This window comes from Mediterraneibacter massiliensis (genome assembly GCF_001487105.1).
Lineage (GTDB): Bacteria > Bacillota > Clostridia > Lachnospirales > Lachnospiraceae > Mediterraneibacter > Mediterraneibacter massiliensis.
On the sequence record NZ_LN913001.1, the window covers coordinates 1113686 to 1134394 of the forward strand.

The window sequence follows — 20709 nt, forward strand, 5'->3', positions numbered from 1 at the left end:
TAAATAGGGTATAATACTCCTAGAGTTTAAAACACAACCTGAGATGTGCGACAACCCTGTAATTTTGAACCTACAATTACTTGAAACGGGATTCCTATATTTCTGTACTATGTCAGGCCTCCGTTCGCAGTGGAAGACAAAAAAGCAGATGCGGTTGCCCACCTAGCTGTGGCTAGGAGTCAAAATACAGGACCGGCATTTTGGGGAATTACTAAAGAGAAAGGCGGCTGTTTCGTACAGCCGCTTTTTGTTGCCTAATATAGGGAAGTATGGTATGATTTGGAAAACCGATGAAAAGTCAGGAGTTTATAGATGTCAGGCAAAAGCAGGAATACAAGGAAGAATATAGAGAGGATAGTAGAGACGATAGGTTCGCATCATACGGGGGCTTATGCGGCGCAGGCAGCCTATTTTTTCGTGTTGTCCTTAATACCGATCATTATTCTACTTCTTACACTGGTGCAGTTTACCTCTGTGCCTATGGAAGATGTTATGGGGGCGGTATTACAGGTATTTCCGACCTCGGTGGAAGGGCTGATCCGTTCTATCGTACTGGAAGTTTATACACGTTCCGGCAGTATTATTCCCTTTACGATCATAGTGGCTCTGTGGTCTGCAGGAAAGGGCGTACTCTCAGTTACTTCCGGACTGAATTGTATTTATGATAATACAGAGACACGAAACTATCTGTATCTGCGTATTAGGGCATCTTTTTATACGGTTATTTTTATCCTTGCGATCATTCTTTCCTTAGTGCTTTCTGTTTTCGGAAACCGTATCAGTCTGATGATGTATGAGCACGTTCCGTTTCTTAGCAAAGTGGTAGATTTTATCATCCGGATCCGTACCGTAGTGTCGTTAGTTGTCCTGACGATATTCTGGGATCTGGTATATAAATTTTTGCCAAATAGGAAGAACAGGGGGAAAACAACATTGAGAAAGCAGCTGCCAGGCGCGCTGTTTACTGCGTCGGGATGGCTTTTGTTTTCTTTTTTCTTTTCTGTATATTTGGATGTATTTACAGGCTTCTCCAGTATGTACGGCAGTCTTACGACCATTATCCTGATCATGCTCTGGCTGTATGTCTGCATGTATATCATTCTTTTGGGAGGAGAGGTAAATGCTATGTTGGAAGGTTTACAGCGAAAAAATCTTGACAAACAGAGAACGTGTGTTAAAATGGAAGAGTAATTTCGTCGAAGATGGCGAGAAATTGAGAGAAAAGCGATGAACGTGTAAAGTAGAGGACCATTTTCTAGCAGAGAGAGAAAACCACCGGCTGCAAGTTTTCTTTAGTTCAGATGGCGATCGAATTTCCCACGGAAGCTGCACTTTTGAAATCGGAAGTAGAAAGTGCCGTATGTTGTACGTTACACAAAACTGAGTGCATGCTGGTTTTCAGCGTGAAACAGGGTGGTACCGCGATAGTATAACTTCGTCCCTTTGCAGGGAACGGAGTTTTTTTATTTCACAGGAAATTACTTCTTATGAAATAAAAATGTTCCGTAAGGATTGCGCTGCGGCAAAAAAGTGTCATGTTGCCGGATCAATCCGCCGCAGGCGGAGAATTCTACGGGGCAAAACTCTTATTTATGAAAGGAGAAAGAAAATGAAAGAAAAACTGGAGAAGATCAAAACAGAAGCGATAGCCCAGATACAAGGGGCAGATATGCCGGAAAAACTAAATGACGTGCGTGTGAAATTTCTGGGCAAGAAAGGAGAATTGACTGCGGTCTTAAAGGGAATGAAAGATGTCGCTCCCGAAGAGAGGCCAAAAGTCGGACAGCTTGTTAATGAGACAAGAGCGCAGATAGAAAAATTGTTGGATGAGTCAAAGGCAAAGATGGAAAGGGCGATCCGTGAAGCAAGGCTGAAAGCAGAAGTTATTGATGTGACGCTTCCTTCTAAGAAAAACAGTGTTGGTCACAGACATCCCAACACGATAGCTTTGGAAGAAGTAGAACGCATTTTTATCGGTATGGGATATGAAGTCGTAGAAGGTCCGGAAGTAGAGTATGATCTGTACAATTTTGAGAAGTTAAATATCCCGGCGGATCACCCGGCGAAAGATGAGCAGGATACTTTCTATATCAATAAAGAGATTGTCCTCAGGACGCAGACGTCTCCGGTCCAGGCACGTGTGATGGAGCAGGGAAAACTTCCGATCCGTATGATCGCGCCGGGCAGAGTGTTTAGATCTGATGAGGTGGATGCGACACATTCTCCGTCCTTCCACCAGATAGAGGGGCTTGTGATAGACAAAAATGTTTCCTTTGCCGATCTGAAAGGAACATTGGAGATCTTTGCAAAAGAACTGTTTGGTCCGGATACAAAGACAAAATTTAGGCCACATCATTTCCCATTCACAGAACCTAGTGCAGAGGTGGATGTAAGCTGCTTCAAATGCGGAGGAAAAGGCTGCCGCTTCTGTAAAGGTTCCGGATGGATCGAAATTCTAGGCTGCGGCATGGTACATCCGCATGTATTGGAAATGTGCGGGATAGACCCGGAAGAATACAGCGGTTTTGCATTTGGAGTAGGTTTGGAGAGAATCGCTCTTTTGAAATATGAGATCGACGATATGAGACTGCTGTATGAAAATGACATCAGATTTTTAAAACAGTTCTAAAAAGAAAAAGGAAAGGATGTAAATTATGAATACTTCATTATCATGGATAAAAGCATATGTGCCGGAGTTAGACGTAACCGCGCAGGAGTATACGGACGCGATGACACTTTCTGGGACGAAAGTAGAAGGATATGAGAGAATGGACGCAGATCTGGATAAGATCGTGATCGGACAGATTGAAAAGATTGAGAAACATCCGGATGCGGATAAATTGATCATCTGTCAGGTGAATATAGGAACAGAGTCTGTGCAGATCGTCACAGGAGCTCCGAATGTAAAGGAAGGCGACAAAGTTCCGGTGGTGCTGGATGGAGGCAGAGTTGCCGGCGGTCATGAGCCCGGACAAAAAGTCGCAGGCGGTATTAAGATTAAAAAGGGAAAACTGCGCGGCGTAGAGAGCTGTGGGATGATGTGTTCTATTGAGGAGCTTGGTTCTACGAAAGAGATGTATCCGGAAGCCCCGGAATATGGTATTTATATTTTCCCGGAAGATGCGGAAGTCGGGGCAAATGCGGTGAAGGCTCTAGGACTTGATGATGTGGTGTTTGAGTATGAAGTGACCTCAAACCGCGTAGACTGCTATAGCGTGATCGGTATCGCGCGTGAGGCGGCAGCTACATTTGACAAAGAATTTGTTCCGCCTGTGGTAAAAGAGACGGGAAATGCGGAAGACGTTAATGCGTATATCAAAGTTTCGGTTGAAAATACAGAATTATGTCCACGTTATTGCGCACGGGTAGTGAAAAATATAAAAATAGGACCTTCCCCAAAGTGGATGCAGAGAAGACTTGCTTCTGTGGGTATCCGTCCGATCAATAATCTGGTGGATATTACCAACTATGTCATGGAGGAGTATGGACAGCCCATGCATGCCTATGACCTAGATACGATAGCCGGACGCCAGATTATAGTAAAAACAGCGGAGAATGGAGAAAAATTTACAACATTGGATGGACAGGAACGTACAATGGATGACAATGTCCTGATGATCTGCGATGGGGAAAAAGCGATCGGTATAGCAGGGATCATGGGAGGAGAAAATTCCATGATCACAGACAATGTACAGACCATGCTATTTGAGGCGGCCTGCTTTGACGGGGTAAATATAAGAAAATCCAGTAAACGTGTGGGCTTGCGTACAGATGCGTCAGGAAAATTTGAAAAAGGACTGGATCCGAATAATGCCAAGGCTGCGATCGACCGTGCCTGCCAGCTTGTAGAAGAGCTGGGAGCAGGAGAAGTCGTAGGCGGCACAGTGGATGTATATGGAAAGAAGAAAGAGCCGGTCAGAGTACCCTTTGACGCAGAAAAGATTAATTCCATGCTGGGAACAGATATTTCCGAAGAAAAAATGCTCCAGTATTTTGAAAAGATCGGACTGTCCTATGATGCCGGCACTCAGGAAGTGATCGCACCGACTTTCCGGCATGATGTATTCCGTATCGCCGATCTTGCAGAGGAAGTGGCGAGGTTTTATGGGTATGATAATATCCCGACTACACTGCCCAAAGGAGAATCAACAACAGGCAAGTTGTCCTTCAAACTCCGTATCGAGCAGGTGGCGAGAGACATTGCAGAATTCTGCGGTTTCAGTCAAGGTATGACCTACTCCTTTGAAAGTCCGAAAGTGTTTGACAAGCTGTTGCTTCCAAAAGATTCTTCACTTCGGAAAACAGTAGATATTCTGAATCCATTAGGGGAGGATTACAGCGTTATGCGTACGACTTCCTTAAACGGTATGCTGACTTCTCTGGCCACAAACTATAACCGGAGAAATAAAAATGTGCGTCTCTATGAATTAGGAAATGTGTATCTTCCGAAACAGCTTCCGCTTACAGAACTGCCGGAGGAAAGAATGCAGTTTACACTTGGTATGTATGGAGACGGGGATTTCTTCACGATGAAAGGTGTGATTGAAGAATTTTTTGAAAAGGTCGGCATGAAGAAGAAAGAAACGTATGATCCAAATGCAGGAAAGCCATATCTGCATCCGGGACGCCAGGCGAACATTTTGTATGACGGGAATATAGTTGGATATTTAGGAGAGATCCACCCGGACGTATTAGATACGTATGGGATCGGAGAACGCGCATATATTGCGGTGATCGATATGCCGGAGGTGACAAAGTGCGCTACATTCGACAGAAAATATGAAGGGATCGCTAAATATCCGGCAGTGACCAGAGATATCAGTATGGTCGTTCCAAAGCAGGTGCTTGTCGGACAGATAGAAGAAGTGATCGCAGGAAAAGGCGGAGCTTATCTGGAGAGCTATTCTTTGTTTGACCTGTATGAAGGATCCCAGATAAAGGAAGGATTTAAATCAGTCGCTTATTCCATCGTATTCCGTGCAAAAGACAAGACGCTGGAGGATGCGGAGGTTACTTCTGCAATGCAGAAGATTCTGCGGGCACTGGAAGAACTGGGGATCGAATTAAGACAGTAATCTGAAGTGGAGAGGAATCAGAATGAAGACAAGTGATTTTTACTATGAATTGCCGGAGGAACTGATCGCACAGGATCCTTTAAAGAAGCGTTCAGACTCTCGTCTCCTGGTGCTTGATAAAGAGTCGGGTCAGACAGAACACCATGTGTTTAAAGAAATCGTCCAATACCTGCATCCGAAAGACTGCCTTGTCATCAATGATACGAAAGTCATTCCAGCAAGGCTGATCGGAGCAAAAGAGGAGACAGGAGCAAAGATCGAGGTACTCCTTTTAAAACGAAAAGAAAAGGATATATGGGAGACACTTGTGAAACCAGGCAGGAAGGCCAAACCGGGTACGAGGATCCGGTTTGGCGACGGACTGCTCACCGGAGAAGTAGTAGATGTCGTGGAAGAAGGAAATCGTCTGATCCGCTTTGAATACCAAGGGATTTTTGAGGAAATCCTAGATCAGCTCGGGCAGATGCCGCTTCCGCCGTACATTACACATCAACTGCAGGATAAAGAACGCTATAATACAGTATATGCCTCCCATGAAGGTTCTGCGGCGGCGCCTACTGCCGGACTACATTTTACGCAGGAACTTCTAAAGAAAATAGAAGAAAAAGGAATCGAGATCGCACGGGTGACACTGCATGTCGGTTTGGGAACATTCCGCCCGGTAAAGGTGGATGATGTAGAGGCGCATCATATGCATTCAGAATTCTATATGATCGAACCGGAGGCGGCAGAAAAGATCAATCGCGCGAAAGCGCAGGGCGGACGTGTGATCTGTGTCGGTACGACCAGCTGCCGGACGATCGAATCCGCGGCGGATGAAAAAGGGCAGATTCATGCCTGCAGCGGCTGGACGGATATTTTTATCTATCCGGGATACCAATTTAAAGTATTGGACTGTCTGATCACCAATTTCCATCTGCCGGAATCCACCCTGATCATGCTCGTCTCGGCACTGGCAGGAAAAGAGCATGTGATGGCAGCGTATGAGGAGGCCGTTAGGGAAAAATATCGTTTTTTTAGCTTTGGGGATGCCATGTTTATTAAATAGGATTGTGATACAGAGATGAAAAACCCGCAATAGTACGAAGACATCGGACTATTGCGGGTTTTTATATATATCGTGAAATACAAGCTGCAAATTTTGAGAAAAGCTCCATGATGAAGAATTGACAAAAAAGAAACAAGGTGTATAATAGTTCACTGATAAAAGGTTTATATAAAAACTATTTATACAAAAACTTTTGCGGAGAGGTGGGAACATGTATCAAAATACAGCGTACTGGGTAAGGATACGAAAGAGCATCCGACTTTATGAAGAGATGCTGCACGAAGTGGCACAACGGCATGGATTGACAGGGATAGAAACAGACATTATCAGTTTTCTCCAGCATAATCCGGGAAAAGATACCGCGATGGATATTGTGAAGTTCCGCATGTTGTCGAAGGGATGCGTGTCCAAGGCAGTGGAGTCTCTCATTCAGAAAGGCTTGATAAAGCGGGAACAGGACGTACAGGACAGAAGAAAGATCCATCTTCATATGCTTCCTACATCAAAGCTTGTCATGGCAGATATAGAAGCTGTCCAGGAGCAGTTCTGGAAAATTATCTTCCATAACTTTACAGAAGAAGAAAAGAAGCTGTACTTACAATATGGAGAAAGAATCTTACAAAATGTACAGAAAGTGGCAGAAAGGGGAACAGACAGATGAATACAGAGAAAGATTTTCTAGGAAAAGAACCGGTGGGGAAACTCCTTGTTAAATTGGCATTTCCTACAGTGGCAGCACAACTAATCAATATGTTGTATAATATTATTGACCGTATGTATATCGGACATATTCCAAAGACCGGCGCATTGGCTCTGACTGGGGTCGGTGTATGTATGCCCTTGATCATGATCGTATCGGCATTCGCGGCGTTGGTAGGATACGGGGGTTCTCCGCGTGCATCCATCTGCATGGGAAAGAAAAAACCAGAGGAAGCGGAGAAGATACTGGGAAACTGTTTCAGCCTGCAGGTTATCATATCAGTTCTCCTGACAACGGCTTTACTGCTCTGGAACAGGAAGCTGCTGCTTGCGTTTGGCGCCAGCCCAAATACGATCGAATATGCGGTCAGCTATATGAACATCTATGCCGTTGGCACTGTGTTTGTACAGTTAACCTTAGGGATGAACGCCTTCATCACGGCACAGGGATTTGCGAAAACAGGGATGTTTTCTGTCTTAATTGGTGCAGTGACAAATATTGTACTGGATCCTATCTTCATTTTTGGCTTTGGAATGGGAGTACGCGGAGCAGCCCTTGCGACAATTCTTTCACAGGCGCTCTCCTGTATATGGGTACTGCATTTTCTGTTTGGAAAAAAGACGGTTTTGAAGATCAAAAAGCAAAACTTGAGGTTAAAAAAGAAGGTGATCCTTCCCTGCCTGGCTTTGGGCGTTTCTACATTTATCATGCAGGCGAGTGAAAGTATTATTTCAGTCTGCTTTAATTCTTCTTTGTTAAAATATGGAGGAGATATTGCAGTGGGAGCTATGACGATCTTAACCAGTGTCATGCAGTTCGCTATGCTTCCTTTGCAGGGACTTGGACAGGGCGCGCAGCCAATCATCAGTTATAATTACGGTGCCCGTAATAAGGACAGAGTAAAGGCTGCTTTTACATTACTCTTGAAGGTAAGTATGTGCTATGCTGGAATCTTATGGCTGTGTGTCATGCTGTTTCCACAGGGATTTGCTGCAATGTTCACATCTGACATGGCATTGTTGGAGTTTACTAAGACGGCGCTGCGGATCTACATGGCGGTAATGGTTTTATTTGGCATACAGGTTGCGTGCCAGATGACCTTCAATGCATTGGGGAAAGCGAAAGAATCGATCGTGGTAGCTGTCATGCGAAAGTTCGTGCTGCTGCTCCCTTTGATCTATATTATGCCGGCAGTATGGAAAGCAAATCCGACTTTTGCCGTATATATGGCAGAACCTATCGCAGATACGATCGCGGTCACATTTACGGCGATTTTGTTTGCGGCACGATTTAAAAAGGCACTCTCCGCGATTTAGAAAGCGTAAAATACATATTCCTGTGCAAGGATAAAAAAGCCGGCATGAAAAAGCCGGCACAGAAAAGAAATAGATTTATTCTGTAAGTATGTTATACTGATCATACTGGGGAAGGGGAGAGCAGTAATGAAAGAAAAACCTCTTGTGATATGCAGTTTTACAAAAAACGGAAGTAAAAAAAATGAAGAAATAAGCCGTATCTTGAAAAAACAAGGGTTCGTATGCAACGGCTTTACTTTGCAGAAATATGCGGGGAAAGAAGGCATGGAGACGCTTCAGGTACTTCCTTCTTTGCTAGGCAAATGGATCGGAGCACAGTGGGGCAGAGTCGGCTTCTTATTTATAGGGGCGGCGGGCATAGCTGTGCGCTATATTGCACCCTGGGTGAAGGATAAATATACAGATTCGCCGGTTCTGGTCATGGATGAAAAGGGACAGTACATTATACCAATTCTGTCCGGGCATATGGGAAATGCAGTAGAGATTGCCAGACAGATAGCGGCCAGCACGAAAGCAGTTCCAGTCCTTACAACGGCGACAGATGTGCAGGAAAAATTCGCGGTGGATGTCTTTGCACGCAGAAATGGGCTGTATATCGAGAAACGGGAACTGGCAAAGCGGATCACAGCGGCTGTGCTGGAAGAGAAAAAGATTGGTTTCTACAGTGCTTATGGATGGGAGGGGAATCTCCCGAAGGAACTGGTGCCTTACGAAAGTCTGGAAAAGATGAAGAAAGCAGGCGGACTGGGTATTGCGGTGACAGAAGAACAGGAAAGAGCAAAAGAAATGCCTGTCGAAAAAAGCGCAGCAGACAAAGAGCACATTCTGTTTCTTTTTCCCCAAAATATCATTGCAGGCATTGGGTGCAGAAAAGGACTCTCCTGTTATGTCCTGGAAGAACAAATCTGCCGGGTATTTCAAAAAGAAGGGATGTCTCTGGCACGTATGGCGGCAATCGCAAGTATAGATCTGAAAAAAGAAGAAACAGGGCTTTTAGAGCTTGCTCAAAAGTATCAAGTTCCTTTTCACACCTATACGGCAGAGCAGCTGCAGACAGTGGAGACTTTGCTGCCGACGGAGTTGAATGTAGAAAGCTCTGCTTTCGTAAAGCAGGTGACGGGAGTGGACAATGTATGTGAACGGGCGGCGATTTTTGCTTGTCCGCAGGGGCGAATACTTCTGCATAAACAAAAATTAGGCAGAATGACGGTCGCTCTTGTGGAACAGAAAGTGCAGCTTCAGTTTTGAAACGGGCGGGAAAGGGAAAAGATGAAAAAAATCTTAGTATTTGCCGGGACGACAGAAGGGCGTTTGATCGCGAAACGGGCAGGAGAATTATGCCTGGATTGCTATGTGAGCACGGCAACGGAGTATGGAAAAGAAATTCTGGGTCATATAGAACATGTGAACAGGATGAGCGGCAGAATGGAAGTTTCTCAGATGTGTGCATTTATCTGGGATAAAAAAATAGAACTTGTCATCGATGCTACGCATCCTTTTGCCCGCGAGGTGACGGAGAACATTCAAAAGGCATGCCGGAAGGCAGACTGTGAATATGTGCGCTGTCTGCGGGAAAAAGAAGAGGAAGACAGCGGTGGGGGAATGAAAGTATTTGCCAGTGTGAGAGAGGCGGCAGCTTTTTTAAAAGACACAAAGGGAAACATCCTGCTCACGACAGGCACAAAGGAATTGAAAGAATACAGGCGGATCCCCGGTTTTGAAAAGCGGTGTTATGCACGGGTTCTTTCTACAGTGTCTTCTGTGAAACAGGCGGCAGAGTTGGGATTCGAAGGTAAACATCTGATCGCCATGCAGGGACCTTTCTCAAAGGAGATGAATATCGCTCTGCTCAGACAGGTAAAGGCGGCGTATTTTGTGACAAAAGAATCCGGACAGGCAGGGGGATTTCAAGAAAAACGACAGGCAGCGGAAGAAACGGGGACGGAACTTGTGGTGATCAGACGTCCGAGAGAAGAAGGCAAAAATCTGGCGGAAGTACTGGAATATCTGGCATATTTGGCGAAGGTTCCAGATTGAAAAAACAGTAGAAATATGCTATCCTAAGAGAGGAAATAGAAGAATATCCCTTTCATTCGTTTGGGGGGAGAGATCTTGTTCATATCTGGAAGGATAGGAAGAAATATCCCTGAATAAGAGAGGCAGACCTCCTTCAGATTTGGCATAGATCGAAAGGAGGTTTTTATGTTAAAAAGAGGAAAGAAGCTGCTCGGACTTCTTCTGGTTTTTGTTCTTTCGGCTGCCCTGCTTCCCATGACTGTTTCAGCGGCAGGTACGACTGTACGGATTGGAAATAAGACGCTTACAGAAGGGGCAAACACGATCGGCGGCGGAACGGCTACGCTGGATACGGCTGCACAGACATTGACGCTGGAAAATGTTTCTGTGTCAGAGTCTGTTGGCATTACAGCAGAAGGTGCATTTACGGTGCTGATACAAGGAAAGGTATCTTTGGGCAGTGAAGCGGCAAGGATAAACGGGAGCGCATTGTATAGCTGGAATTCTCCTGATCTGCATGTACAGGTGGCAGAAGGCGCTGTCTTGGCTTTGTACACACAAGGGGGAAATAACATCTATACGGACGGCAGTCGTCTGCATGTATCGGGAACCGGCGAGATGCTGGCCAATGCGGCGGGAGACTATCCGGCTTTATATGCAGAAAATATCTCTATCGATGGAGGTCTGCAGATGCAGATCGTATCAGACCAAGTAGGAATGTATGCGGCAAAAGGAGAGGTCGCGATAGAGAATGCAAATGTCGGGATACAGGCAAAGGATACTTGCATATTTGCACGGACGTATGATTCTGATACAGATGAAGATATCCCTTCCTCTGTTACGTTAAAAAACAGTACGCTGGATATGACAGTAGATAATACAGCAGAAGAGGCGGATCCGTACGGAATCTTTTGCGGAACCGGCGGCATCCAGGCAGAGAATATGGTCATCAACAGCAATGTTACAGGCGGAGCGCTGTACAGTGAGGGAGATATTACGGTTACAGGAGCAGAGACACAGATCATCGTCAATGGTTCCAGAGGTATCGAGTCTTCCGATGGCACTCTGAAGATAGAGGGCGGTACAGTTAACGTAACTTCTGATGATAATGCATTATATGGATGGAACGGCATAGAGATCACCGGCGGCAAAGTCGAAGTGGTGTCAAAAGACGAGAGTGCTATGGTATCTCGGGACGGTCAGATCAGGATCACCGGAGCAGATACAGTGACAGAGGCTGTTTCCAGCGCAGCAGATAAAGCAGTTATCAGAAATGTAAGAAACGGCGGTATCTATCTGCAAGCGCCCGTTACACTTTCTCATACGGCCGGCGGAAAGTTGGCAGAAGGTGTGATGAAAGATAAAAGTGTAGGTATTACAGTAGGTGATGGCTTCGATGCTTTTGGGCTGGAGGTATATACAGACCAGAATGGGAAATCTTATTTCGTCGCAAGAGGAAGTGAAGAACCTGTGCCGGCCAGTGGAAGCGTGACGATATGCAGTCATACGTGGGACGTGTCGGTCTGGACTTGGACAGCGGATCACTCAGGCGCTTCCGCAGAGTTTGTCTGTACACAGAATGCAGGGCATCTATTCACAGAAGATGCAGTCATTACGGCGCAGACTACAGATCCGACATGTGTAAAGGCTGGAAAAACAGTCTATACGGCAAAAGTAAATTTCCAGGGAACAGAGTATACAGATGTACAGTCGGTTCAGATTCCGGCAACTGGAAAACATGTATATAAAGATGGAAAATGTACGATATGTGGTGCCGCAGATCCTGCATATAAACCGACAGATACGGGGAAAACGGATAAAGATAAGACAGACGGTACAGACAAAAAGACAGAACAGATAACCAGTACGACGCCGCATACAGGCGATGTTGTGAATATGCTGCCTATGCTGGGCATACTGCTTCTGTCAGGCGCATGCATAGCAGGCGTGACCGTATGTGGCATAAAGAAAAGAAGATAGACAGAGCATTTGGTATAAAGCCTGATACATAAAAGTATCAGGCTTTACTTGTATGCAGGTATATGATAAAATAAAACAAGTTTTAATCACCAAGGAGTCGTCCTGCGAATACGAATCAACCGCATATGCATTTAGAAGAAGATCCGCCTGTTTGAGCGGATAGGAGGAAGTCAGGTGAGAATCCTGCGCAATGCCCGTTGCTGTATTAGTCAAGCGGTGTTCCTGTATGCCACTGTAACTAGATTATGGGAAGGCGGAATGCCGTGTGTGAGACTTAAGTCAGAAGACTCGCTTTTAAATGAAGAAGAATGGTTACGGGAATATGACCAGACAGGCAATTCTATATTTTCGACATACAGTTTTATGCTCTGTGAGCATAAAGCTTTAGAGGATAGCATAGATAGACATTTTAAAGAAAAGAACAGGATTCTGTCAAAAAGAGAGCATATCTGCCGGTTCTGGCAATTAGATTCCCATCTGTATATAAAGCGCTAAAAAAGGAGTGAAAGAATTTGAAGGAAAAAAAAGCAATCCTGGTTGTTAGTTTTGGAACCAGCTATCTGGACACACTGGACAAGACAATCGGAGCAATCGAAAGAAAAATTGCCGCCATGTATCCGGACTACCGGGTATACCGGGCATTTACGAGCCAAATGATCGTCAAGAAGCTAAAGAGGACAAGACAAATAGAGGTGGATACTGTAAAAGAAGCGCTGAACAGAATGGCTGCCGATGGGATAGAACAGGTGATCGTGCAGCCTACACATGTTATTAACGGAATTGAAAATGACAGGATGATGGACGATCTAATGGAGCAAATGGACGCGTTTCAAAAGATCCGTGTAGGAAAGCCTCTGCTAAACAGCGTGGATGATTATAAAAAGGCAATCCATGCGGTGATGTCTGAAGTGGAATTGCAAGAGGATGAAATGCTGGTTCTGATGGGACATGGGACAGAGCATCATGCCAACGCCGCCTATCCGACGCTGGAATATACCTTTCACACGCTTGGCTATCAGCAGGTGCTGGTAGGAACGGTAGAAAGTTTTCCGGAACTGAAAAATGTTCTGGCAAAATTGAAGATATCCGGGAAAAAGAAGGTGCTGTTGATGCCGTTTATGATCGTAGCCGGCGATCACGCACAAAACGATATGGCCGGAGAAGAAGACTCTTGGATGAGCGAACTGACAGAAGAAGGCTATGAAGTGCGTGCACAGATACGTGGATTAGGGGAAATGGAAGGGATACAGAACTTATTTTTGGAACATATTGAAGAGGTTATGTAAAAAAGCTGCATAGTAAAGAAGAAATATAGAAGGTAGTATACTGTACGGACAGCAGTATTGCAGAAGGGGTAGGAAAACGTGACATTGGAGATCGGACAGACAAAAGAGGGTTTACGTTTTGGATATACGACGGGAAGCTGCGCCGCCGCCGCTGCGAAAGCAGGAACGCATATGTTGCTTCTGGGCGAGGAGATCAGGCAGGTAAAACTGATGACACCGAAAGGGATCTGTCTGTATCTGGATGTGGAGCACATTGAGCGGTATGAGCAGGGGGCTGCGTGTGCGGTAAGAAAATACAGTGGGGACGATCCGGACATTACGGATGGGATTTTTGTACATGCTCATGTACAAAAGACAGAGAAGCAGGGAATCTTTTTAGAAGGCGGAGAAGGTGTCGGCATAGTGACACGAAAGGGCCTGGAGCAGAAGGTAGGAGCGGCAGCGATCAACAGAGTGCCGCGGCAGATGATCCTTGGGGCGGCAGAGGAAGTCTGCCGGGAAGCAGGCTACAGTGGAGGGCTTAAGATCATAATCTCGATCCCGGAGGGAAGAAAACTGGCTGCACGTACTTTTAACCCCAGACTGGGAATCGAAGGAGGTCTTTCTATCCTAGGAACGAGCGGGATCGTAGAACCAATGAGCGAAAAGGCACTGACAGATACGATTTATCTGGAAATGAAAGTGTTAAGAGAAAACGGCAGCAGGATGTGTTATCTGGTACCGGGAAATTATGGAAGCGATTTTTTAAAAGAAGTACTGGGATATGATGGAAAACTTTCTGTCAAATGCAGCAATTACATTGGGGAAGCCTTGGATGACGCGGTAAACTTACGGATGGAGGCGGTACTTTTGATCGGGCATGTGGGGAAATTGGTCAAACTAGCCGCAGGCGTGATGAATACCCATTCCAGGCAGGCGGACTGCCGCATGGAAGTGTTGGCTTCTCATGCGGCGATGGCAGGCGCAGAACAGAAGAGTATCAGACAGATCATGCACTGTGTCACGACTGCGGAAGCGATCGAACTGCTGAAACAGGAAGGTCTGCTGCATACAGTCATGGAATCTGTCATGGAGCGGATAGCTTTTTATCTGCGTCAGCGATGTCAGGGCAGGATACAGACGGAAGCGATTTTGTTTTCCCGGGAAGAAGGAGTTTTAGGAGAGACCGGGGGCGCGGTAGGATTGCTTGAGAAAATAAAAGGAGAAGACATATGAGCGGAACATTTTTTTGCGTAGGCGTGGGACCGGGAGATCCGGAACTTCTCACATTCAAGGCGGCAAGAAAGATTGTGGAAGGGGATATCCTTATCCTTCCGATATCGGATAAAAGCCTGACAACTCCAATCTATGAAGAAGCAGAAGAAAAAGAGACAGAAGCGTTTCGCAGGCAGTGCGTGGCCTATCAGATCGTGCAGGGGAAGATAGAAGGAGTGAAGGAAAAGGCAAAGTTATATCTTCCTATGCCGATGATTAAAGATAAAGAGCAGCTTAAGCAGATACATGATGCAGGAACGGAAGCGATCGCCCGTCTTTTGGATAGGGGAAAAAAGACAGTATTCATCACGCTGGGAGATCCGAGTCTGTATTCGACCTGTCTGTATGTGCAGAAACGGCTGAAGCGAAAAGGCTATCATACAGAATTGATCCCAGGGGTGCCGTCTTTTTGCGCGGCAGCGGCGCGGCTGGGCATGGGACTGGCAGAAAATAAAGAACAGCTGCATGTGATCCCGGCGTCCTATGGGGTGGAAGAAGCACTTTTGCTACCCGGTACAAAAGTACTGATGAAGGCAGGGAAAAAAATGCCGGAAGTAAAACGGGCAGTCAAGAGTAAGAAGCTGGAGATTGAGATGGTGGAAAACTGCGGCATGCCGCAGGAGAGAATCTATAAAGGCGTGGAAGAAATTCCGGAAAATGCGGGATATTATTCACTGCTGATCGTAAAGGAGGAAAAGAGATGATCGCATTTGTCGGCGCAGGTCCGGGGGCAGCAGATCTGATCACGGTGAGAGGACAGATGTTTCTAAAAGAAGCTGATGTTGTGATATATGCAGGTTCATTGGTAAATCCCGATCTGCTTGCAGTATGCCGGAAAGATTGTGAGATATACAACAGTGCGTATATGACTTTAGAAGAAGTGCTCCATGTGATGGAGGAAGCGGAAGAAAAAGGCAAGAAAACAGTCCGCCTGCATACCGGAGACCCTTCCTTGTATGGAGCCATCAAAGAGCAGATCGATCTGTTAAAAAGCAAAGGCATCTCTTACGAGATATGTCCAGGCGTCAGTTCTTTTTGCGGAGCGGCAGCCGCTCTGGAAGCAGAGTATACGCTTCCCGGTATCTCCCAGTCTGTGGTCATTACACGCATGGCAGGGCGCACGCCGGTTCCTGTCAAAGAGTCGATCCAAAGCTGGGCGGCGCACCGGGCGACGATGGTGATCTTCTTAAGCACAGGGATGCTAAAAGAGCTGGAGCAGGCGTTGACAGAAGGCGGCTATCCGGAGGATACTCCGGCAGCAATCGTGTATAAGGCAACGTGGGAGGATGAGAAAGTATGCCGTTGTAAGGTATGTGAATTGTCCCGGACGGCACAGGAAGAACAGATTACGAAAACAGCACTGATTGTCGTAGGAGATATACTGGCAGGCGGATATGAAAGGTCCGAACTGTATAATCCGGCGTTTACGACAGAATACAGACAGGCACATGTTCCCTATGAAGAACAGAAGAAACTGCAGGCAGACAGCAGAAAAAACAAAGAACAGCAGATACAGGATATACAGGGAATAGGCAAAAAGGAGGCAGGCGCGGATGAGTAAAGCATATATAGTGGGGCTGGGCCCCGGAGCTGGCGAACAGATGACACTGCAGGCAAAGAAGGTGATACAGCGCTGCAAAGTGATCATCGGCTACACGGTATATGCAGATCTTTTGAAAAAGGATTTCCCAGATAAAGTTTATCTGACAACGCCTATGCGGCAGGAGACAGCGCGGTGCAGGATGGCATTTGAGGAAGCAAAGCAAGGAGAGGATGTTGCGGTCGTCTGCAGCGGAGATGCCGGTATTTATGGAATGGCAGGGCTGATGTACGAGATCAAAAAAGACTTCCCGGAGGTAGAACTGGAGATTGTGCCGGGAATCACGGCGGCATCCGGAGGAGCAGCGCTTTTGGGAGCGCCTCTTATGCATGACTTCGCTGTTATCAGTTTAAGTGATCTGCTCACACCCTGGGAAAAGATTGAGAAACGTTTAAAAGCAGCGGCAATGGCGGATTTTGTCATCTGTCTATATAATCCGTCCAGTAAAAAGCGTGCAGATTATCTGCGGCGGGCGTGTCTTTGTATGCTGGAATATAAAAGAAAAGACACAGTATGCGGGATCGTCCGCAACATTGGCAGGGAAGAAGAATCTTACGAGATACTGACGCTGGAGGCATTAAAAGAGAAACAGACAGATATGTTCACGACGGTTTTTATCGGAAATGAGCAGACAAAAGAAATAGCAGGGAAAATGGTAACACCGAGAGGATATCGTGATGTGTGAAAAGGAAAAGAAGGTTTATCTGCTTGGAATCGGAATGGGAGATCCCAAAGGGATCACCGGGGAAGTAAAAGACGTTCTTCTGGCCTGCGGCTGCGTGATCGGGGCAGAGCGCCTGATAAGAAGTGTATTTGACAAGATACAGCAATACCTGTCTGCGGAAGAAGCAGAAGCGTTTTGCAGCAAAGAACGGTTGGCAGAATATCGTGCAGACGAGATCGCACGATTTATCAAGAACCATAAGACAGAAGATACATTTGCCGTTGTACTCTCCGGAGATACGGGCTTTTACAGTGGAGCAAAGAATCTGGTGCGGGCATTGCAAAACTTTACAGTCAGCATCCTTCCAGGTGTTTCTTCTGTATCGTATCTGGCGGCAAGACTTGGCATCTCCTGGGAGGATGCGGCGATCGTCAGTATGCACGGTCAGAAGGCAAACTTTATCTATGAGATACTGCACAATGAAAAAACGTTTCTCTTACTGGGAACCAAGGGACAGGAAGGAGAAATCTGCCGGAAAATCAAATACTATGGGCTGGAAGAGATGCAGGCAGTCATAGGAAAGAATCTGTCCTACCCGGATGAACAGATTTTGGCAAAACGCTCAGGAGATCTCACGGCGGAAGATGTAAAGGGGCTGTCTGTGGCACTGTTTCTGAACGCACATCCGCATGTGAAGTGCAGGGCAGCTGTACAAGATGCGGAATTTATCCGGGGAAAGGTTCCTATGACAAAGGAAGAGATACGCACAGTCTGCTTATCCAAGCTGCAGCTTGAAAAAGGAGCGGTTCTCTATGACATTGGCGCAGGGACCGGTTCTGTCTCTGTGGAGGCAGCCTTAAGCGACGCTTCTGTCCGGGTGTACGCAGTAGAGAAAAATCCGGAAGCCGTTTCTCTTCTGGAGGAAAATAAAAGAAAATTTGCGGCAGACTGGATGGAGATTGTGAAAGGGACTGCGCCGGAGGTTTTGGAAGATCTTCCGGTCCCCAGTCATGTGTTCATCGGGGGTGGTTCCAGGAATTTAAAAACAATCCTGCAGACAGTACGCTTGAAAAATCCGGAGGTACGTATCGTACTGACAGCAATCTCTCTGGAGACGGTCAAAGAGGCAATGGAAGCGATGGAGGAAGGTCTTCTGCCTTCTGCCAAGGTTATCCAGATGGCAGTCGCAAGATCGCGCAGTTTAGGAAAGTTCCATATGATGATGGGAGAAAATCCCATTTATATTATCTCGGCAGGAGGAAAGGAGTGCTCATGAAGATCCCAAGAATCGTATTTGCGGCTCCTTCCAGCGGCAGCGGGAAGACGGTGACTGTCTGTGCTTTGCTAAAAGCGCTGTCTATGCAGGGCAGGAAAGCGGCGGCATATAAATGTGGACCGGATTATATAGACCCTATGTTTCACAGGGAAGTACTGGGCATAGAAACCGGCAATCTGGATCTGTTTTTCTGTGAGAGAGAGAAGATAGGCCAGACGTTCTGTCGGCAGGCAAAAGACAAAGACATCGCAGTCATAGAAGGTGTGATGGGGTATTATGACGGAATAAGCATGGACTCTTACGAGGCAAGTTCCTACGATGTGGCACGGACATTGAAGGCACCTGTGATCTTAATTCTCTCTCCCAAGGGGATGGCATTGTCTGCGGCAGCGATCGTGGAAGGAATCATCTGCTTCCAAAAGGACAGCAATATCCGGGGAATAATTTTAAACCGGACAGGGGAACATCTGTATCCCCGGATGAAACAGATGTTGGAAGAAGAATTAAAAAGGCGGGGATACGAGATACCGGTGCTGGGGTATCTTCCGGAGGAGGAGGTCTTTTCTCTTGAGAGCAGGCACTTAGGTCTTGTGACTCCGGCAGAATTAAAAGGACTGCAGGAAAAAATGAAAGAAGCCGGGCGCAGAGTAAGCGAAACAGTGGAATTGGAAAGACTGTTCAAGATTGCCGCATCTGCCCCAGAATTTCCGGACCGGTCTTTGTCAGGAGACCAGAGCAGAGAAAATATCGGGATACATATGCCGGGCAGATCTTTGATACGGATTGCTGTGGCAAAAGATGAGGCGTTTGGATTTTACTACAGAGACAATATAGAAGTCTTGCAGGAATTAGGGTGTGAACTAGTAGAATTCAGCCCCCTTTCTGATACTAGACTTCCGGAGGGGATAAAAGGGCTGCTTTTGGGCGGCGGTTATCCAGAGTTATATGCGAAAACGCTGGCAGAAAATGAAAAAATGCGTCGTGCTGTTAAGGAAGCAGTAGAACAGGGGATTCCTTGTCTGGCAGAGTGTGGAGGGTTTATGTATCTGCATGAGACATTGTCGGACAGAGAGAAAAACGTATATCCGATGGCAGGCGTGATAAAGGGACATGCCTCCTTCCGGGGGAAACTAGTCCGGTTTGGATATATCCATGTGGAGGGAAACTGCGACGGAACGTATTTGAAAAAAGGCGAAGTCATCCGCGGGCATGAGTTTCATTATTGGGACAGTACAGACAACGGCAGCGCCTGTGTTGCCCGAAAACCGGATGGGAAACGATCCTGGAACTGTATACACGAAAGAGGAAATCTGTTTGCCGGATACCCGCACCTGTATCTGCCCTCCTTCCTTCCTTTTGCTGAGAGATTTGTACAAGCATGTGCAGACAGTAAGGTACATACAGGAGAGAACACGATATGAAAGAAAAACAGGAAATACAGCTTATCCGCATGCTCAAAAAGATCCTGCCGGCAGATGAAGCGAGCAGAGAACTTGCGGCCAAACGCTGGATGACGGTCGGGAAACCGTTGTTCAGCCTGGGAAAGTTAGAGCAGGCGGTGACAGATATAGCGGGCATGAAAGGAACGGCAAAGTATACGCTTGAGAAGAAAGGGCTTTTGATCTTCTGTGCGGATAATGGCGTGGTGCAGGAAGGCGTCACCCAGACCGGGCAGGAGGTAACAGCTGTCGTTGCGGAGAATTTTACAAAAAGAGCCGCCAGTGTGTGCCTGATGGCAGAACGTGCTGGAGTGGATATTTTCCCGGTGGATATCGGTATGATCCGGGATGTGCCGGGAGTGACAAGACCAGAATATAAAATTTCTTATGGAACAAAGGATTTTCTTGTAGAACCGGCGATGACGAGAGAGGAGGCTGCGCAGGCAGTCCTGACGGGGATCCGTCTTGTAAAGGAGAAAACAGAAGAGGGATATGAAATCTTGGCGACGGGCGAAATGGGGATCGGCAATACGACCACAAGCAGTGCGGTAGTTTCCGTATTATTGAAAGAACCGGTGGAGGCAGTCACCGGAAAAGGCGCCGGATTAAGCGGCGCCGGACTGGATCGAAAAAGAGAAGTGATACGTACAGCAGTGGAAAGACTTAGGCCGGATCCGAAAGATCCGCTGGATGTATTAGCGAAAGTAGGGGGATTGGACATTGCAGGAATGGCAGGCGCCTTTTTGGGCGGTGCTTTATACCATATCCCAGTAGTGATCGACGGGTTTATCTCGGCTGCCGCGGCGCTGTGGGCAGTGCGGATGGCACCTCTTTCTGCCGGATATATGCTGCCTTCCCACGTATCGAAGGAACCCGGAGGAAAAAAGATCTTAGACGCACTCCATCTGGAGCCATTTCTGACCTGTGATATGTGTCTGGGAGAGGGAAGCGGCGCTGTGGCGGTCATGCCCCTTCTGGATATGGGGCTGTCCGTGTACCGGGAGATGAGTACCTTTGAGGAGATAAAAGTAGAGCAATATAAAGTATTGTAAAAG

At 46.6% G+C, this 20709-nt stretch carries 17 protein-coding genes, 1 other RNA gene, 1 riboswitch and 1 other annotated feature; all 18 genes read left to right on the forward strand.

Features of this window, described 5'->3' with window-relative positions:
• The first annotated feature begins 32 nt into the window (after positions 1-32).
• The 18 genes from ssrS (at position 33) to cobT (ending at position 20706) form a co-directional block, all read left to right on the forward strand.
• A non-coding RNA gene (gene ssrS, locus BN3282_RS14715) (6S RNA) lies at positions 33-211 on the forward strand.
• A gap of 101 nt (positions 212-312) precedes the next feature.
• Positions 313-1191 carry a YihY/virulence factor BrkB family protein gene (locus BN3282_RS09655; RefSeq protein ID WP_059068733.1) on the forward strand — a complete coding sequence of 293 codons (879 nt, stop codon included), beginning with the start codon at positions 313-315 and terminating at the stop codon, positions 1189-1191.
• A 27-nt stretch (positions 1192-1218) separates the two neighbouring features.
• Positions 1219-1446: a binding site (T-box leader), on the forward strand.
• Positions 1447-1609: 163 nt separating this feature from the next.
• Positions 1610-2629, forward strand: coding sequence for a phenylalanine--tRNA ligase subunit alpha (gene pheS / locus BN3282_RS09660; protein ID WP_059068735.1), 1020 nt, complete (start codon positions 1610-1612; stop codon positions 2627-2629).
• Positions 2630-2654: 25 nt separating this feature from the next.
• Entirely contained in the window at positions 2655-5075 is a 2421-nt protein-coding gene (gene pheT / locus BN3282_RS09665) for a phenylalanine--tRNA ligase subunit beta (protein WP_059068737.1), read from the forward strand.
• Between the two features lie 22 nt (positions 5076-5097).
• Complete coding sequence (gene queA, locus BN3282_RS09670; protein ID WP_059068739.1) at positions 5098-6123, forward strand: tRNA preQ1(34) S-adenosylmethionine ribosyltransferase-isomerase QueA; 1026 nt, start codon at positions 5098-5100, stop codon at positions 6121-6123.
• Positions 6124-6334: 211 nt separating this feature from the next.
• Positions 6335-6784: a MarR family winged helix-turn-helix transcriptional regulator gene (locus BN3282_RS09675; RefSeq protein ID WP_059068740.1), complete on the forward strand. Its 450-nt coding sequence runs from the start codon at positions 6335-6337 to the stop codon at positions 6782-6784.
• A complete protein-coding gene (locus tag BN3282_RS09680; protein ID WP_059068742.1) occupies positions 6781-8139 on the forward strand; it encodes an MATE family efflux transporter in 1359 nt (452 codons plus the stop codon). Before BN3282_RS09675 ends, BN3282_RS09680 begins: the two co-directional genes overlap by 4 nt.
• A gap of 126 nt (positions 8140-8265) precedes the next feature.
• Positions 8266-9387 carry a cobalt-precorrin 5A hydrolase gene (locus BN3282_RS09685; RefSeq protein ID WP_059068744.1) on the forward strand — a complete coding sequence of 374 codons (1122 nt, stop codon included), beginning with the start codon at positions 8266-8268 and terminating at the stop codon, positions 9385-9387.
• A gap of 21 nt (positions 9388-9408) precedes the next feature.
• Entirely contained in the window at positions 9409-10176 is a 768-nt protein-coding gene (cobK, locus tag BN3282_RS09690; RefSeq protein WP_059068746.1) for a precorrin-6A reductase, read from the forward strand.
• A 165-nt stretch (positions 10177-10341) separates the two neighbouring features.
• On the forward strand, positions 10342-12135 hold the full coding sequence (locus BN3282_RS09695; RefSeq protein WP_059068748.1) for a carbohydrate-binding domain-containing protein: 1794 nt from the start codon (positions 10342-10344) through the stop codon (positions 12133-12135).
• Positions 12136-12253: 118 nt separating this feature from the next.
• Positions 12254-12445: riboswitch (cobalamin riboswitch) on the forward strand.
• A 202-nt stretch (positions 12446-12647) separates the two neighbouring features.
• A complete protein-coding gene (locus BN3282_RS09705; RefSeq protein ID WP_059068752.1) occupies positions 12648-13421 on the forward strand; it encodes a sirohydrochlorin cobaltochelatase in 774 nt (257 codons plus the stop codon).
• A 78-nt stretch (positions 13422-13499) separates the two neighbouring features.
• Positions 13500-14636: a cobalt-precorrin-5B (C(1))-methyltransferase CbiD gene (gene cbiD / locus BN3282_RS09710; protein WP_059068754.1), complete on the forward strand. Its 1137-nt coding sequence runs from the start codon at positions 13500-13502 to the stop codon at positions 14634-14636.
• Positions 14633-15379, forward strand: a complete 747-nt coding sequence (cobI, locus tag BN3282_RS09715) for a precorrin-2 C(20)-methyltransferase (protein WP_059068756.1) — start codon at positions 14633-14635, stop codon at positions 15377-15379. The genes cbiD and cobI overlap by 4 nt, the downstream gene beginning before the upstream one ends.
• Complete coding sequence (gene cobM, locus BN3282_RS09720) at positions 15376-16236, forward strand: precorrin-4 C(11)-methyltransferase (protein WP_082667520.1); 861 nt, start codon at positions 15376-15378, stop codon at positions 16234-16236. The genes cobI and cobM overlap by 4 nt, the downstream gene beginning before the upstream one ends.
• Complete coding sequence (gene cobJ / locus BN3282_RS09725) at positions 16229-16960, forward strand: precorrin-3B C(17)-methyltransferase (RefSeq protein ID WP_059068758.1); 732 nt, start codon at positions 16229-16231, stop codon at positions 16958-16960. The genes cobM and cobJ overlap by 8 nt, the downstream gene beginning before the upstream one ends.
• On the forward strand, positions 16953-18215 hold the full coding sequence (locus BN3282_RS09730; protein WP_059068760.1) for a bifunctional cobalt-precorrin-7 (C(5))-methyltransferase/cobalt-precorrin-6B (C(15))-methyltransferase: 1263 nt from the start codon (positions 16953-16955) through the stop codon (positions 18213-18215). Before cobJ ends, BN3282_RS09730 begins: the two co-directional genes overlap by 8 nt.
• Positions 18212-19636, forward strand: a complete 1425-nt coding sequence (locus BN3282_RS09735; RefSeq protein WP_059068761.1) for a cobyrinic acid a,c-diamide synthase CobB — start codon at positions 18212-18214, stop codon at positions 19634-19636. Before BN3282_RS09730 ends, BN3282_RS09735 begins: the two co-directional genes overlap by 4 nt.
• Positions 19633-20706, forward strand: a complete 1074-nt coding sequence (gene cobT, locus BN3282_RS09740; RefSeq protein ID WP_205408542.1) for a nicotinate-nucleotide--dimethylbenzimidazole phosphoribosyltransferase — start codon at positions 19633-19635, stop codon at positions 20704-20706. Before BN3282_RS09735 ends, cobT begins: the two co-directional genes overlap by 4 nt.
• The last annotated feature ends 3 nt before the right edge of the window (positions 20707-20709 follow it).